Here is a 15,521-nt window from a genome sequence, read left to right as displayed (position 1 = left end):
AAGTAATAACACATTAAGTTATTTGTTAACAAAACCCATTGCAAAATTGTAATGGGTTTTTTGTTTTTCACACCCCAATTTCACATGTTTGTCATAAAGCCCACGTAATATATACCCCGATATAGAGTTATTGCTCAAAAAAACACTCAAATAGACAAAAATAGTACTATTTATTAAAAATATATTGCAGTTGTATTTTATTTGTAACGAATAAATAAGGTACACTAGTAACGGATTTTGAATAAATGAACTTCAACTGTTTATTTTGCAAAATTTTAAAATAAAAATATAAAAATTTAATTAATAACTACACGGGAAAATTAAATGAAAACTCAATTACGCAAAACAGCTCTTTCACTTGCTATTGCAGCATGTGTTGGTGTAAGTGGCGCTGCAATGGCTAACGAAACGACCTCTGCAATTAAAGGTCAAGTAATGGGGCCTAACGGCAACCCAGCAGCCGGCACTAAAGTAACAATTTTACACGTGCCTTCTGGATCAGTAAAAACAACTGAAGTAAATGACGCTGGTTATTTCACAGCTAAAGGCCTGCGAGTTGGCGGTCCTTATAAAGTGGTTGTTGATTCAGATGTATATGCAGACCAAGAATTCAATAACATTATTCTTAATATTGGTAACGATTACCCAGTAAATGTTTCTCTTGAGTCACAATCAAGCATGGAACAAATTGTAGTTTCTGGCGCGCCAATTAGCTCTATGTCTGGTGGTACTGGTCCGGCGTCTACATTTACGCTAACTGATCTTGAAAATACGCCAGCTATTAACCGTGATTTAAAAGACATTATTCGTATCGACCCGCGTATCACAATTGATGACAGCCGTGGTTCAATTAACTGTGGTGGTGGTAACCCTCGCTACAATAGCTTAACGCTAGACGGCGTTCGTATGAACGATAACTTCGGCTTAAGCTCAAATGGTTACCCTACTATTCGCGCCCCTTTCTCTTTCGATTCAATTGAACAAGTTTCAGCTGAACTTGCACCGTTTGACGTTCAATACGGTGGTTTTACATCGTGTAACATCAACGCAGTAACCAAATCTGGTGGCAATGATGTTCATGGCGCTGTTTTCTATGATTACACTAGTGACTCTTTCAAGGGTGATAAAATTGAAGGTGATGACGTTGATAACGGTAACTATACTGAAAAACGTTACGGCTTCAACGTAGGTCTTCCACTAATTGAAGATAAACTATTTTTATTCACTTCATATGAAAAACTTGAAGGTGTTCAACAGTTTAACTACGATGGTTTAAGCAGTGGCAGTGTAACTGCTGATGATATTTCTCGTATTCAAAGTATTTCTCAATCTGTTTACGGTTATGATGCAGGTGGTATGCCTTCAAGTATGCCAGTTGAAGATGAAAAAATCTTAGTTAAACTAGATTGGAACATCAACGAAGATCACCGTGCAAACTTAATCTATAACTACAACGATGGTAATACTGTTTCACAGTCTGATACTGGTTCTAGCCGTGTATCACTATCTAATCACTTTTATGACCAAAGTGCAGAATTCACTTCAATCATTGCATCTGTTTACTCTGATTGGTCAGATGACTTCTCTACTGAAGTTCGTATTGGTAAATCTGAGCTTGATGCAACAGTACAATCACTAGATGCTGCAAGCAGCTTTGGTGAAGTGCAAATTCGTACCGAAGATGGTGGTACAGTTTATATTGGTCCAGATGACTCTCGCCAATCAAATGACTTAGATTACGATACAACTACATTTAAAGTTGCAGGTACTTACTACCTAGATCAGCATACAATTACTGCTGGTTATGAGTTCGAAGAGTTAGATGTATTTAACTTATTCGTTCAACATACTGAAGGTGAATATCGTTTTGACTCAATAGATAATTTTGAGGCAGGTCTTGCCGACCGTATCTACTACAATAACGCGGCAGGTACGAATGATCCAAATGATGCTGCTGCGAGCTTTTCATACGCTCAACATACATTTTACGTGCAAGACGAGTACTCGTTCACTGATTTAGATGCAAACATCACGTTCGGTCTACGTTATGATAAATATACAAGTGATGACGTACCTAACTTCAACCAAAACTTTACTGACCGTTATGGCTACAGTAACCAAAGTACGTTTGATGGTATTGATTTAATTCAACCACGTGTTGGCTTCCAATGGTACGCTACAGACGCACTTGAAGTACGTGCAGGCGTTGGCTTGTTCTCAGGCGGTAATCCTAACGTTTGGTTATCTAACTCGTATTCGAATGATGGTATTACAAACATTGGTACGTTACTTCGTGATGACGATAATAAAATTGATTTATTCAATACAGCTAATGTAAATGGTGGTAAACCAGGTTTTGAAGTTCCTCAGCAATTATTTGATGAGGTTGGTAATACTGTAATCGGCTCAGGTGATTCACAAGCAAATGCTGTTGACCCAGACTTTGAAATCCCATCAGAGTGGAAATACTCACTTGGTGCAACATACACAACTGAAAACGAATATGTAATCTCATTAGATTACTTATATTCAAAGAAAAAAGATGCTGCATTAATGCGTGACATCGCACTTCAAGATACAGGTACAACTACGTTTGATGGTCGTCCTATTTACGAATCAATTGAAGGTCGTTCAAACGAATACTTACTAACAAATGTTAGCGGTGATAGCGGTGATTCATCAGTTATCTCATTAGCTGTAAGCAAGATGTTTGATAATGGCGTAAGCGTTAACTTTGGTTATGCATACACAGATTCTGATGATGTTAACCCAATGACAAGCTCTGTAGCTGGTTCAAACTACGGTAACATTGCACTAACTGATCCAGGTAACCCAGGTGTTGCTTCATCTGATTACGAAATCCCACATCGCTTTACTATGACTCTTGGTTATAGTCATGAGTTTGTTGATGGATTTGCTACTCGCTTTAACTTATTTGGTGAAGCATATAAAGGCTTACCATACAGCTACACGTTTGATGGAAGTGATGGTACTTTTGGTGACAACAACTGGAATGGTAACCGCCAACTATTGTATGTTCCACTTGAAAACGATCCTAACGTTGTTTACGACATGAGCGCTGCTGATATCAATGAATTCAATGATTTTATCGCATCAAATGGTTTAGAACGTGGTCAAACGACTAGCCGTAACGCTGAAAACTCAGATTGGTTTGTTAAGTTTAACTTTAAGTTAACACAAGAGCTTCCTGGTTTTATGGACGGACATAAAGGTGAAGCGTTCTTCGTAATTGATAACCTTACTAACCTGTTAAACGATGATTGGGGCGTACTTAAGAAAGGTCCTTTCGTAGGCGCTAGCATGATCGAAACATCACTTGATGATCAAGGCCGTTACGTTTACTCAGGCTTTAACGGAAATAATGCAAATACATCAGTACAAACTGATGCATCTGTATGGCAAATGCGTGTAGGTGTTCGTTACACTTTCTAATTTAGAACTGTAACCTAAAACATCTTTTAAAAGCCCACTTTGGTGGGCTTTTTTATGCCTTTAATTTGTTATTTAACTTTTCAAAAATACTCACTAGCACTTCGTATTCTTCGTTGGTTAAAGTGCTCAGTAACTGTTTTTCCCAATTTAGTGCATCGGGCGCTATATTTTCAAATAAGTTTTGCCCTACTTGGCTCAGCACAAGTAATGCTGCGCGTTTGTCTTGCTCATTTAGCTCACTTCTAACTAAACCTTTATCTATTAAAACTTTTACCGCGCGCGACACTGTCGACTTGTCCATATTTGCTTGCGTGCATAAATCCTTTGCGTTGCTTTGGCCATACTGCGCTAAATTAGCAAGTATTCGCCACTGGGGAATATTTAAACCGTACTTAGTTTGATAAACCTCGGCAAAGTCGTTACTTACACGTGTTGCTACATTCGTTAATTGATAAGGTAAAAACGTTGCTAAATCAATTTTCATTTTTAGTTATCCCAGCTTTGTAAGGTTTACTTTGGTGTTCATTAATATTTACGCAGATGCATAGTTGCACATTTGATATTAGTCTCACTTGAGAGTATCTTAACTGAAATAAAAATAATATTAAACCACCCCCCTCTCACAGGAGTCAGTAATGGCGACACAATTAAGTTATATGACAGGTTTTGGTAATGAATTTGAAACACAAGCGCTACCCGGGGCATTGCCAATAGGACAATTTAGCCCGCAAAAGGTTAAATACGATTTATATACCGAGCAATTTAGTTCGACTGCTTTTACGGCTCCTCGCGCTTCAAACCGTCGCACTTGGTTTTACCGCCTTCGTCCTTCGGTAGTACAAGGTGATTACCAAGCAATTGATAACGGCCTAATAAGAACAGCCCCAATCACTGAAGCCGTAACACCACCAACAATGCTACGTTGGAATCCTATTGATATGCCTTCACAGCCTACTGACTTTATCGATGGCTTGGTAACGATGGCAGCTAATGGCAATGCTAATGGGCAATCTGGTATTGGCATTCATGTATATGTCGCTAATAAGTCAATGCAAGGACGTTACTTTTGCAATGCCGATGGCGAAATGTTGTTTGTTCCTCAGCAAGGTGAGTTATTAATTCACACCGAGTGCGGTAAGTTAAGCATTAAACCAGGTGAAATTGCTGTAATTCCCAGAGGAATTAAGTTCGCTGTTGATTTAATTGATGATACAGCCCGTGGTTATATTTGTGAAAATTATGGCCATGCGTTAGAGCTTGCAGAGCGAGGACCTGTTGGTGCCAACGGTTATGCCAACGACAGAGACTTTCAATACCCCGTTGCTGCCTTTGAAGATAAAGAAGGTGACTTTGAGCTTGTTTCTAAATTTAACGGTAATTTATTTAGCTGTGAAATAAAGCACTCTCCTTTTGATGTTGTTGCATGGACAGGTAATAGCTCACCCTATAAATACGACTTATCGCGTTTTAATGTAATGAATACAGTGAGCTTTGATCACCCCGACCCGTCTATATTCACTGTGCTAACCTCTCCTTCTGCTACTGAGGGTATGGCAAATGTCGATTTTGTGATATTTCCACCGCGTTGGATGGTAGCCGAAAATACATTTCGACCACCTTATTATCACCGCAATATTATGAGTGAATTTATGGGCTTAATTAAAGGTGTGTATGATGCAAAAGAGCATGGTTTTGTACCTGGTGGCGCAAGTTTACACAATTGTATGTCGCCACATGGACCTGAAGCAGACGTATTTGAAAAAGCGTCAAACGCTGAGCTTACACCACAAAAATACGAAAACACATTGGCCTTTATGTTTGAGTCGCGCTATATAATTTCACCGACAAAATATGCATTAGAAGGTAGGGAACGCCAACCAAACTACACCGATTGCTGGCGTACTATTAAAAAACAATTTACAGGTTCACAGGATTAATTATGAAATTATACAGCTACTTTCGCTCATCAGCGGCCTATAGGGTGCGTATAGCGCTTAACTTAAAAGCAATTGATCATGAACTTGTTATTGTTAACCTTTTAAAATCGGAGCAGCTTGGGGAAGAATACTTAGCGACTAATCCGCAAGGCTTACTACCTGCACTTAAAACCGATAATGGTGTTTTAGCACAATCGCTTGCAATACTGGAATGGCTTGATGAAACTTATCCGCAATCGCCATTAATTACAGGAACTGCGTGGCAAAAAGCACAAATAAGAAATTTAAGCTTTGCCATTGCCTGCGATATTCATCCTGTTAATAATTTACGCGTGCTGAAGTATTTATCGAACGAATTAGGTGTTGATGACGAGGCTAAAAATAAGTGGTATCGACATTGGATAGAAGTTGGTTTTGAAAAAATAGAACTGATGCTAAACGAAAATGATGACTACTGTTTTGGTAATCAACCAACACTTGCTGACATTTGTTTAGTGCCGCAAGTATTTAATGCAATTCGTTTTAACGTAAATATGAGCGCTTATCCAAAAATTGCAGCTATTTACGAACACTGTAATAAATTAGCTGCATTTAATGATGCTGCACCGCAAAATCAACCCGATGCAAATTAAGCTAGTTCAGTAACTAACTAGAGTTCAGGTTAGCTAGCTTTGTAGCGCACTATGAATAACCGTAATGTGCTCAATTAAATCTAAGCCCAGATCAGTTAAATATCCGCCATCTGGGCTATCTATAATCCCTTTTTCAAATAAACGTTGCGCTGCACTAAGTAAGCTTGGCTCTGCGTCTGAATGTAATTTAATACCCTGCATTTTACTGTCGCGAGGAAACTTCGCTAATAGTGTGAATTCTTCGATCATTGTTTGATTAAATTGCATTGTGTGCACCTTTTTATTTGAATCCAAGTTGTTCTGTGAGTAACTAAGTTTATAATTAAAATCACTTTGTGTACTTTACACTAGCACGTTTTTTAGCTTAATGTATTATTTTTAACCCTCCCTATTTAAAGGCCTCTAATGCGTAACTTTTTAATTCTATGCTTTTGTTTTAGCAGCTTATCGTATTCAATATTTAGTGAAGCAACAACCCTTAAAACCCATTCAATTATTGATGCAAACCAGTTTGTAAATGAAGAATCAAACTGTTGGTACGACAACAAACGCTATAGCGAAGGCGCGTTAATACAAATTCACTCTTTTACACTTTTATGCGGTGCTAAAAACCCTCAACACAGTAGCAGTCAACTCATTTGGCTTAAAATAGATAAACAAGGTAATGCTATTTACCCAACCGCTCCTAAAACAATCACTGTGAATTAGCGCTAAAAGCTGATTTGAGCTACAATGCACGCAGTTTAAATAAGTAGTATGGCTATGGATAATCAACCTAAAAACCCTTTACATGGGGTAACGTTAGAACAAATACTTGTTGAGTTAGAACAGCGACTTGGCTGGAGAACCCTTGGCGAGCAAGTGAAAATTAAGTGTTTTACTGATCAACCGAGCATTAAATCGAGTTTAAAGTTTTTGCGTAAAACGCCTTGGGCTCGCGATAAAGTGGAAGCACTTTATATTCACACTATAAATAACAAACCTATTCGTAGACCAAAAGGTGCACCGAGAGAAACATCTTCTCAAGCGCCGGATACAACAGGGTTTGTTTGGCCATCAATTAAAAAATGATGTAAAAAAGGAGCTAATTTAGCTCCTTTTTTAATTGTAACTAGCGCGATTTATTGCTCTTTGCAAATCACATTTAATGAGGCCGGCTCAATAGTAATAACGAGTCTGTGAGCAGTTTTAACTTCACCGTCAAGTACGTACTTAAGCTCTCCTTCGCCTGTCACCTCGACTCTTTTAGCATTTGTATGATGCGAATTTATAGCTAAATGTGTTTGCGTTAAACTGCTGAACATCAGTTCTGCAATACTCAATATTGTCGTAGAATTTTCATTATTTGGTGTTAGCCAATTTACATCAAGAAGCCCGTCACTATGATCTGGCTGCCCACCACCTTGAGCCAATAACGTTGTAAAAGGCGCAGCATTAGCCACAATAAAGCTATTTGTACATATTTCTTTCGGCTCATTATCATCGAGTTTTACACTAAGTAGCTGTGATTTTTGCTCACCAAAGGCTTCAAAAAAACCGTTTAAATAGGCAAGTTGCCCCGATTTATTTTTCGACTCCCTATCTGCTTTTTCAATCATTGATTGCTCAAAACCAATGCCCGCTAATAAAAGTACTAATTCGTTATTACAATAAGCGGTATCTATTGTGCTTGTTTGACCATCAATTATTAAATCACAGGCTTGTTCAACAGGAATAAATTTAGAGCTAATCCCCATCAATACATGCGCAAGTGCGTTTGCAGTCCCCATTGGTATAATACCTAGCTTACATTGTGTATTTACAAGTACGCTTGCAACTTCGGCCACTGTACCATCGCCTCCACACGCTACTATTATGTCTGGATTTTGCGTAATCGCTTGTTTAGCAAGCTCAATACCGTTTACGTCTTGTGAAGTAGTAAGTACTTTTAAATCGTAATAGGCCGATAACCGCGCAACAATTAAGTGCTCTTTTTCTTGCCATAATCGTGTACCAGATACTGGATTTGCAATTAAAACTGCTTTGTTTTTAATCAGCAGCTCGCCTTTTTTATGACGCTTAGCTAAATGGCGAAGTTGATGCTTATTTAAGTTTGCGGTTTCGCGGGTTTCTTTTATTTGTGCAAGTACTTCATGTACATCTGCATTTTTGTTTTGACTCAATAAATAAGCCGCCATTACAAAAACAGAGCGCCCACGGCCTAAAGCACAATGAACAACTACGCGACGGTTTTCTTTAATATGATGATGTATCCAATTAATAGCCTGATTTAACTGAGAATGGGTAGGAATACTATGATCGAGCACCGGAATGTTTAAGTAATTTATATTCTCTTGTGTTGAACTCCACTCGAGTCCGTCAAATTCACACGTAACGTCTAAAATTGCCGTAATTCCGTTATCTTTTAATGTGTCTATGTCTGAGGGAAATAATCGGCAAGCTAAAAATAGGTTTTCGTTTATTTTTTGAATTGGCGGCACTTTATCGCGCTTACGTGACCAGGCATTATAAATTTGCACACCAAATAAAAATGGCACAAACGCCCAACGTATATAAAATGGGATCACCCCATTTTCACGTTTTCTAAATATTTTTGCTGTATTAAAAATATATGCGGTACTCACTAATAAAAGTGACAGCGCAGTCCAATAAAAAACAATAGCAAAGTAAACAGAGTTTACTTCCCAACCAATAAAAATAAGTAGTAATGCTAAAAGTGAATAACCAATTGCAGCCCACATAGTCTCTCCTTTGTGTAAATAATTCCGATTTTCTAATTTTAATTTAAACGGCTTTATGTACTCTTTTGCAAATATCACGCCATATAAATGGCATTTTAAATTCAAATTAAAATCATAAGCTATTGATATGTAATGTTAATAATAAAATAAATTTAAGTGCAATCTGCTCTTTGTGCATTTTTTACAAACATGTGAATAAATTATACTTACACGTCTAAATTTCAAACACTGATCGGTTATTGCTTGTACTAACGTATAAAGCAGCTAATCTAAAAATCAATTAAATTTTTTGCATCCAAATCACACTCTCAACCGTTTACTCAATGATAATAAGAAAAACAGGACCCCTATGGATAACGATGATTTACTCCCTCTTTTGTGCGCAACAGCACAAGGAGACAAAAATGCTTTCTCAAGTTTATATCAACAAACTAGCGGCAAACTTTTTGCTATTAGTTTAAATATGCTCACTAACAGAGCTTATGCGGAAGAGGCACTACAAGACGCTTTTATAAAAATTTGGCATAACGCATCTGAATATAACGCCTCTAAAGGCACCGTTATTAGTTGGATGATAAGTATAGTTAGGTATAGAAGTCTTGACTCACTGCGCTATCACAAAGTACGAAAAGAGCAGTCGTTAGGCGATGACGAATATGAAAATGAAAGTGTTGACGTTAATTACGATGAAGAAACAAAACTGGTTAATTGTATCGAACAGCTTGAGCCGCAACAAAAACAAGCTATTCACTTAGCTTATTATAAGGGGCTGAGTCATAGCGAGTTAGTGGATCATATAGAAACGCCGTTAGGTACAGTTAAAAGCTGGATCAGGCGTGGGCTTATGCAGCTACAAAGGTGTTTAACATTATGAATTATAATAAACCCGAACTATTAGACGCGCTTGCTGGGCAGTACGTGCTTGGCACACTTAGAGGGCTTGCCCGTAAGCGTTTTCAGCGTCTGTTACTTAACTCAAATCAAGCACGTGAAGCAACGAGTCTATGGGAGCAAAACCTAAACAACTTAGCGAGTGCTATTACACCGCAAACGCCACGTGACGATGTATGGGTAAATATACTACAGCGTATTGAAAACAGGCCACAAACAAGTAAAACAGTCATACATACCAAGCCTTCAATTTGGCGTACATGGTCTTTTGTGGCAACTGCTGCGTGTATTGTTTTAGCCTTTTTGGTTATTCAACCTAGTACCAATGTTATGCACACTCAACAAATTGCTTTGGTTCAAAATCAAGATAAACAATCATTATGGTTTATTGATGTTAACGAGCAAGGGCTCTCAATTAAAGCCAGTAGCCAATTGGTTGCCCAAACTAACAAAGATTATGAGTTGTGGATGATTTTAAAAGGGCAAGATGCACCTATTTCACTGGGTTTACTTCCCAAGCAAGGCAGTAAAATATTATTAAAAGATAACCGTTTTAACGCAAGTGATATTGCATTGTTAGCAGTGAGCTTAGAACCTATTGGCGGCTCGCCAAATGGATCTCCTACTGAGGTACTATACACCACAGAGCTGGTACTTTTATAACCCTGCTATTATGACCAAAGTTGGCTGCTTAAATAAAGCAGCCAACCTTCTTCAAAACTTTTTTAACAAAAAATAAAAATAATTTAACTTTTTTGCATCCAATTTAAATCCTGCCCCGTTATTAGCTATGACTTCAATCAAAACTAAAGGACAAAGTCATGAAAGCTTTAACTCCATCAATACTCGCAGTAGTAATATGTAGTACGTTTGTAAGTGCACCAAGTGAAGCATCAAGCCACAGAGAAGCGCCAAATATAAGCCGTTTCCCGACTTTAGACTCAACCGATTTTTATGTATTTAATAGTTACGAGCAAGGTCGTGATGATTTTGTAACATTAATTGCTAACTATATCCCACTGCAAGACGCATACGGCGGTCCTAATTACTTTGCAATGGACCCAGATGCTACCTACAGCATTCATATAGATAACGACGGCGATGCTGTTGAAGATATTACATTTGCGTTTAACTTTAAAAGCATGCTTCCTAATGATAACCAAGGTGTGCAATTAACTGTCGGACCTGAAGGTAATCAACGCACCGTGTCTGTACCGCTTAAAAATGTAGGCGGTGTATCTGCCGGTGATGACAGCGCTGCAAATTTTAGTGAATCATACACAATGAGCATGATTAGCGGCGCGCAGCGTACTGGCGAAACAACGGTATTAAATAACACAGCATCAAACTCAAGTACATTTTCTAAACCACTTGATTATGTGGGCAATAAAACATTTGGTTCAATGAGCGATTACCAAACTTACGCTGACCAATTTGTGTATCAGGTTTCAATTCCTAACTGTGAAAGCATGGCACAAGTTTTTGTAGGACAACGTAAAGACCCATTTGTAGTTAACCTAGGTAAAACATTTGATTTAGTTAACTATGTACCTGTAGAGGGTGATAGCGCCCCTGGTGCTGGTGACGGCGGTGGTTTTCCAGGTGGTATAACACAATCAGCTGATAACGACGACCTTGCAGATAAAAACGTAACATCAATTGCTATCGAAATACCTAAGAGCTGTATTGTTGGTGAAGGTAACGGCGTAATAGGTTCGTGGACAACAGCAAGCCTACCTCAAGCTCGCGTATTAAACCCTAATGCTAAATTTGCTAATAACGCCGTTAATGGTGGTGCTTTAACACAAGTTTCACGCTTGGGTAGCCCGCTTGTAAACGAGCTTGTAATTGGCATTAAAGACAAAGACACATTCTCTACTGCTCACCCTAAAGATGATGCACCATTTTTAGATTATGTATCTCATCCAGCACTACCAGAGTTATTAAACATTTTGTTTAAAGATGCTGTTAATACGACCCTTGGCGCAAACTTAGAAACACTGGCACCCACAAACTTCCCGCGTACTGATTTAATCACTGCATTTTTAACAGGTTTTGCAGGCGTTAATCAACAAGCAACTGTAACACCTTCAGAAATGCTACGTTTAAATACAGGCATTGCAGCAACAGCGCAAGCTGATCAATCTGCATTTGGTGTAGCGGGTAATGATTTAGCCGGCTTCCCAAATGGTCGTCGCCCGGGTGATGATGTGGTTGATATTGCACTTCGTGTTGTGATGGGTCGTTTATGTCATCCTATTCCTGTAAATGGTGAAGACACTGATTTAGGACTTTGTGCACCAGAGGATGCTAATACAGGCACAGTGCCATTTACAGACGGCGCACCTATTGATGCAACAATGATGGATTCATCATTCCCATACCTTGCAACACCGCTTGCTGGCTCTAAATAAGGAGTAAAATAATGCGTAATTTAAAAACTACCCATATTTGTGTTCTCCTCAGTGCATTAACATTGGGAGCATGTAGTAGCGATGATGATAAAAAACAGCCTACTCCGGTTGTAAACACAGCGCCTACAGCAAGTGATGCAATACTAACTACACAAACTGAAGTAAGCATTACCGATATGCTTAGCGCAACCGACAATGATGGCGATTCACTGACTTACTCGTTAACAAGTGAGCCAACTCTTGGAACTGTTACCGTTAATAGCGATGGTAACTTTACCTACACACCGAATAAAGAAGTGACAGGTTCAGATAGTTTTATGTTTGGTGTAAGTGATGGCGTTAATTCGCAAGTAACTGCAACAGTGAACATTACAATTGACGCACTACAAGTCGACTTTGCTCAATTTGCAACCGATGCATTTAATCAAGCCCCAAATGCAGAGCCGTTAACTGTTAACGGTCGGGTGTTTACAAACACCGATACCGATGTTGATGGATTAATTTCAACAAACGGTAACTAACCAAGTAATTAAGCTGACAGGCCATGGATGGCTTTTTTCAAAGGATATTTATAATGCATTTATCAATTTTTAAGTCCGTCGCATTTATTACTTTATGCCTAACACCCCTTGCGTTAAGCGCTGCGCCTTTTACCCCAAAAGATGATGCAGTTATTGCTAAAAGTAATTCAACGCTTAGTGCTTCCCTCTCTGTTGACGAGATAAATACATTAGTCACTAACAGCCAATATGCCGGCCAAACAGAGCGCTTACAGGGGCTACTTAAAACCCGTTTAGCCCAGCTATATAAACAAACACCTTCATCTCAAATTGGTTACTTATATGCTCGCGTTTTACAAAAAGAGCACCTTTTCAACGAAGCTATTGATATTGCTAACAACGTTTTGATTAAAGAGCCACAGCATAGTAATAGCCATTTATTGCTAGCCAATATATTTATGACTCAAGGTAAGTTCGCACAAGCAAAAAAACACTGCGTAGCCTTAATTGGGCAAGTAAGCACTATTACTGCTAGCACCTGTGTACTCGATGTACAAAGCCAACATGAAAGCGTTTTAGACAGCTACCAAGCATTAGTAAAAATTATAAATAATAATCAAACTAGCCTAGCTACAAACCATGTTTTAAGTGAAATGAGCTATCGTTTAAATAACTACAAACAAGCATTGTCTCACTTACAAAGTGTAGATTTAGTTCAAGCCCCTGTGAGCCTAATTGTTTTATGGGCCGATATTCAAATTGCTCTAAATCAACCACAACAAGTATTAAATACATTAAGCGTACTGCTTCCTGATAAAAGTAATTTAGAGGATGCTATTTTGCTAAGACTTTCAATCGCAGAAAAAAAACTAAATAAACGCGATAAAAAATGGCAAAATACAATGGCGCAAAGAGTTACACTACGAGAGCTTCGCAAAGATTCTTTTCATGCAAGTGACTTAGCTAAATATTACCTTGATGTACAACCAAATCGCGAAAAAGCACTTTACTGGGCTCATATTAATTGGCAACAGGCTAAAATGAGCACCGATGAGCAATTACTTATTCAAGCAAAAGCGATGCAACGAGACACACTATGAAAACGCCTTATCTATTTATACTCACTTTAATGCTGTGCATTTTTTCAACTTACAGCTTTGCCCATCAACTAAGTACAAGTTATATAACCTTAAATAGCGAGAACAATAACGACACCAACAAAAACCAATACACGGGTACCTGGCAAATTAATATAGCCGACTTAGAGCACGCAGTTCCTCTGGATTTAGATAAAAACGGGCAAATTTCGTGGACAGAAATAAAAGCAAAACGCAGCTCAATTAATAACTTCATTGAAGAAAATTTAAATATCACGCAAAACGCGCAATCATGCCCTTTAAAAAGTGAAGGTATCTATCAGCTAGATAACCATTTTAATCAGCCTTATTTGGTTATTCCGCTGCTGTTTAGTTGTGATGACAATGAAGCAATTTCTCTTTCTTATTCTGCTTTTTTTAATACCGATGCCAATCATAAATCCATCGTAAATATAAACGGTGTATCTCGTGTATTTAATATCAACGAGGCACAACAAACGTTCAGCTTTGAGCAAACAAGTTATTTAAGTACGTTTAATCAATACGTGTATCAGGGTGTTTTACATATTTGGATTGGTATTGATCATATTTTATTTTTAATCGCCCTGTTACTTACCTGTGTTTTAAAACGCAGCGATAAAGCATGGCAAGGTATTAGCTCTAAAAAACAAATTATTAAACACACAGCATGGATAGTAACCGCGTTTACGCTTGCGCACTCTATTACGCTTACCGCAACAGCTATGAACTTAGTCTCACCAAATAGCCGCTGGGTAGAGCTTGGAATTGCTATATCGGTTTTATTTGCAGCATTAAATAATGTGTGGCCGTTGGTACTTCGTTTAGGTTGGCTTACTTTTGCTTTTGGTTTACTACATGGGATGGGATTTGCGAGCGTACTTGGCGAGCTTGGCTTGTCGAGCGACTATCAACTGCTTAGTATATTGGCGTTTAATTTAGGCGTCGAAATCGGTCAACTTAGTATCTTACTAGTAGCCTTACCAATACTCATTTATGTACGACACTACACTTGGTATAAAAAGTGGTTAATGCCAATGGGCTCCGTTGCTATCGCAATCATTGCACTTCAGTGGTCAATCGAGCGATTTTAAATAGACTAAAATAAAAAAGCTAGCCAAAGTATTGGCTAGCTTACTTTTGGTTATTTATTTTGAGCGTTACTGCGCTTTATCAAATGGCATCAGTAATGTTTTCATCGCCGGGCGAAGCGCTATTAGTACTGTTTCTTCGGTTAACTCTGGGTAGAGTAACTTTCTAAGTAATAACCCTGCCATCATCGAAAAAATAACATTAATTCGACTTTCAAGTTCAAGCTCATCAATGTCTTTGAGCGCACTTCGCTCGCTAGTTAAAAGCTGTCTCATGCGCCCGCGTGCTTGAGTATCCATATCACGTAGCAATGAAGCTACTTTAACATTTCGACCTGCTTCAGCCATCATATCTAAATCAACTACACATGCCCCTGTGTCCATGTGCCTTTGCACACCAATGTTTAAGCCATCTAAAAGAGCTGCTAAAACATCACCTGGGTGATCTTCAAACTGTTGGAAGATAGAAAACATTTCTTCCATGTCTTTTTCAATAATGCTTTCTATAATGGCTTCTTTACTTTCAAAGTAATTATAAATATGGCCCGCACTCATCCCTGCCGTTTTAGATATTTCAGCCATGCCTGCACCGTGGTAACCTTTTCGGCGAAAACACTCTGCAGCAGCTGTTAGTATTTGTTCGCGCCTAGCCAGTGCTATCGCGGGATCTGTTTGCCTTTTTGCTTTAGGCTTCATGTTCAACTCCACTACCAAGTCATAAACTCAGTAAAGCAAGAGCTATAAATA

At 38.4% G+C, this 15,521-nt stretch carries 15 protein-coding genes; 11 read left to right on the top strand and 4 right to left on the bottom strand.

Annotated features, from left to right (window positions below):
• The first annotated feature begins 324 nt into the window (after positions 1-324).
• Positions 325-3,453 (top strand): TonB-dependent receptor, encoded by a 3,129-nt coding sequence (locus P20429_RS12025; RefSeq protein ID WP_007582414.1) that lies wholly within the window; start codon positions 325-327, stop codon positions 3,451-3,453.
• A 52-nt stretch (positions 3,454-3,505) separates the two neighbouring features.
• Here the strand turns inward: P20429_RS12025 and P20429_RS12030 are convergent, their stop codons facing one another.
• Positions 3,506-3,937: a MarR family winged helix-turn-helix transcriptional regulator gene (locus P20429_RS12030; protein ID WP_007582412.1), complete on the bottom strand. Its 432-nt coding sequence runs from the start codon at positions 3,935-3,937 to the stop codon at positions 3,506-3,508.
• 151 nt (positions 3,938-4,088) lie between these two features.
• Here P20429_RS12030 and hmgA point away from each other — a divergent pair, with 151 nt between their 5' ends.
• Positions 4,089-5,390 carry a homogentisate 1,2-dioxygenase gene (hmgA, locus tag P20429_RS12035; protein ID WP_007582409.1) on the top strand — a complete coding sequence of 434 codons (1,302 nt, stop codon included), beginning with the start codon at positions 4,089-4,091 and terminating at the stop codon, positions 5,388-5,390.
• 2 nt (positions 5,391-5,392) lie between these two features.
• Positions 5,393-6,022, top strand: coding sequence for a maleylacetoacetate isomerase (gene maiA / locus P20429_RS12040; protein WP_007582407.1), 630 nt, complete (start codon positions 5,393-5,395; stop codon positions 6,020-6,022).
• Between the two features lie 33 nt (positions 6,023-6,055).
• On the opposite strand, the gene P20429_RS12045 is transcribed toward maiA, so the two are convergent.
• Positions 6,056-6,289 carry a TIGR02647 family protein gene (locus P20429_RS12045; protein WP_007582405.1) on the bottom strand — a complete coding sequence of 78 codons (234 nt, stop codon included), beginning with the start codon at positions 6,287-6,289 and terminating at the stop codon, positions 6,056-6,058.
• A gap of 138 nt (positions 6,290-6,427) precedes the next feature.
• Here P20429_RS12045 and P20429_RS12050 point away from each other — a divergent pair, with 138 nt between their 5' ends.
• Both P20429_RS12050 and P20429_RS12055 read left to right on the top strand, forming a co-directional pair.
• Positions 6,428-6,730: a DUF1496 domain-containing protein gene (locus P20429_RS12050; protein WP_007582403.1), complete on the top strand. Its 303-nt coding sequence runs from the start codon at positions 6,428-6,430 to the stop codon at positions 6,728-6,730.
• Positions 6,731-6,784: 54 nt separating this feature from the next.
• Positions 6,785-7,093: a VF530 family DNA-binding protein gene (locus P20429_RS12055; protein ID WP_033026625.1), complete on the top strand. Its 309-nt coding sequence runs from the start codon at positions 6,785-6,787 to the stop codon at positions 7,091-7,093.
• A gap of 50 nt (positions 7,094-7,143) precedes the next feature.
• Here P20429_RS12055 and P20429_RS12060 read toward each other — a convergent pair whose 3' ends face one another.
• A complete protein-coding gene (locus P20429_RS12060; protein WP_007582399.1) occupies positions 7,144-8,763 on the bottom strand; it encodes a diacylglycerol kinase family protein in 1,620 nt (539 codons plus the stop codon).
• 349 nt (positions 8,764-9,112) lie between these two features.
• On the opposite strand from P20429_RS12060, the gene P20429_RS12065 reads away from it, so the two are divergent.
• From P20429_RS12065 to P20429_RS12090, 6 genes are all read left to right on the top strand, one after another.
• Positions 9,113-9,637 carry a sigma-70 family RNA polymerase sigma factor gene (locus tag P20429_RS12065; protein ID WP_007582398.1) on the top strand — a complete coding sequence of 175 codons (525 nt, stop codon included), beginning with the start codon at positions 9,113-9,115 and terminating at the stop codon, positions 9,635-9,637.
• On the top strand, positions 9,634-10,317 hold the full coding sequence (locus tag P20429_RS12070; RefSeq protein WP_007582397.1) for an anti-sigma factor domain-containing protein: 684 nt from the start codon (positions 9,634-9,636) through the stop codon (positions 10,315-10,317). The genes P20429_RS12065 and P20429_RS12070 overlap by 4 nt, the downstream gene beginning before the upstream one ends.
• 158 nt (positions 10,318-10,475) lie before the next feature.
• The gene (locus P20429_RS12075; protein ID WP_007582396.1) at positions 10,476-12,068 is read left to right on the top strand and encodes a DUF4331 domain-containing protein; all 1,593 of its coding nucleotides are present in this window, start codon (positions 10,476-10,478) and stop codon (positions 12,066-12,068) included.
• Positions 12,069-12,079: 11 nt separating this feature from the next.
• Complete coding sequence (locus tag P20429_RS12080) at positions 12,080-12,589, top strand: Ig-like domain-containing protein (RefSeq protein ID WP_007582395.1); 510 nt, start codon at positions 12,080-12,082, stop codon at positions 12,587-12,589.
• 53 nt (positions 12,590-12,642) lie between these two features.
• A complete protein-coding gene (locus tag P20429_RS12085; RefSeq protein WP_007582394.1) occupies positions 12,643-13,668 on the top strand; it encodes a hypothetical protein in 1,026 nt (341 codons plus the stop codon).
• A complete protein-coding gene (locus P20429_RS12090) occupies positions 13,665-14,777 on the top strand; it encodes a HupE/UreJ family protein (protein WP_007582393.1) in 1,113 nt (370 codons plus the stop codon). The genes P20429_RS12085 and P20429_RS12090 overlap by 4 nt, the downstream gene beginning before the upstream one ends.
• A gap of 66 nt (positions 14,778-14,843) precedes the next feature.
• Here the strand turns inward: P20429_RS12090 and P20429_RS12095 are convergent, their stop codons facing one another.
• Positions 14,844-15,470, bottom strand: coding sequence for a TetR/AcrR family transcriptional regulator (locus tag P20429_RS12095; RefSeq protein WP_007582392.1), 627 nt, complete (start codon positions 15,468-15,470; stop codon positions 14,844-14,846).
• Positions 15,471-15,521: the final 51 nt, after the last annotated feature.

Origin of the sequence: Pseudoalteromonas sp. BSi20429 (genome assembly GCF_000238895.1) — a bacterium.
Lineage (GTDB): Bacteria > Pseudomonadota > Gammaproteobacteria > Enterobacterales > Alteromonadaceae > Pseudoalteromonas > Pseudoalteromonas arctica.
This window is presented reverse-complemented; position numbering and strand designations above follow the sequence as displayed.

Bases quoted from the DNA above. Each gene is read 5' to 3' on its own strand.
- P20429_RS12025 (WP_007582414.1), top strand. From the start codon at position 325: ATGAAAACTCAATTACGCAAAACAGCTCTTTCACTTGCTATTGCAGCA.
- P20429_RS12030 (WP_007582412.1), bottom strand. From the start codon at position 3,937: ATGAAAATTGATTTAGCAACGTTTTTACCTTATCAATTAACGAATGTA.
- hmgA (WP_007582409.1), top strand. From the start codon at position 4,089: ATGGCGACACAATTAAGTTATATGACAGGTTTTGGTAATGAATTTGAA.
- maiA (WP_007582407.1), top strand. From the start codon at position 5,393: ATGAAATTATACAGCTACTTTCGCTCATCAGCGGCCTATAGGGTGCGT.
- P20429_RS12045 (WP_007582405.1), bottom strand. From the start codon at position 6,289: ATGCAATTTAATCAAACAATGATCGAAGAATTCACACTATTAGCGAAG.
- P20429_RS12050 (WP_007582403.1), top strand. From the start codon at position 6,428: ATGCGTAACTTTTTAATTCTATGCTTTTGTTTTAGCAGCTTATCGTAT.
- P20429_RS12055 (WP_033026625.1), top strand. From the start codon at position 6,785: ATGGATAATCAACCTAAAAACCCTTTACATGGGGTAACGTTAGAACAA.
- P20429_RS12060 (WP_007582399.1), bottom strand. From the start codon at position 8,763: ATGTGGGCTGCAATTGGTTATTCACTTTTAGCATTACTACTTATTTTT.
- P20429_RS12065 (WP_007582398.1), top strand. From the start codon at position 9,113: ATGGATAACGATGATTTACTCCCTCTTTTGTGCGCAACAGCACAAGGA.
- P20429_RS12070 (WP_007582397.1), top strand. From the start codon at position 9,634: ATGAATTATAATAAACCCGAACTATTAGACGCGCTTGCTGGGCAGTAC.
- P20429_RS12075 (WP_007582396.1), top strand. From the start codon at position 10,476: ATGAAAGCTTTAACTCCATCAATACTCGCAGTAGTAATATGTAGTACG.
- P20429_RS12080 (WP_007582395.1), top strand. From the start codon at position 12,080: ATGCGTAATTTAAAAACTACCCATATTTGTGTTCTCCTCAGTGCATTA.
- P20429_RS12085 (WP_007582394.1), top strand. From the start codon at position 12,643: ATGCATTTATCAATTTTTAAGTCCGTCGCATTTATTACTTTATGCCTA.
- P20429_RS12090 (WP_007582393.1), top strand. From the start codon at position 13,665: ATGAAAACGCCTTATCTATTTATACTCACTTTAATGCTGTGCATTTTT.
- P20429_RS12095 (WP_007582392.1), bottom strand. From the start codon at position 15,470: ATGAAGCCTAAAGCAAAAAGGCAAACAGATCCCGCGATAGCACTGGCT.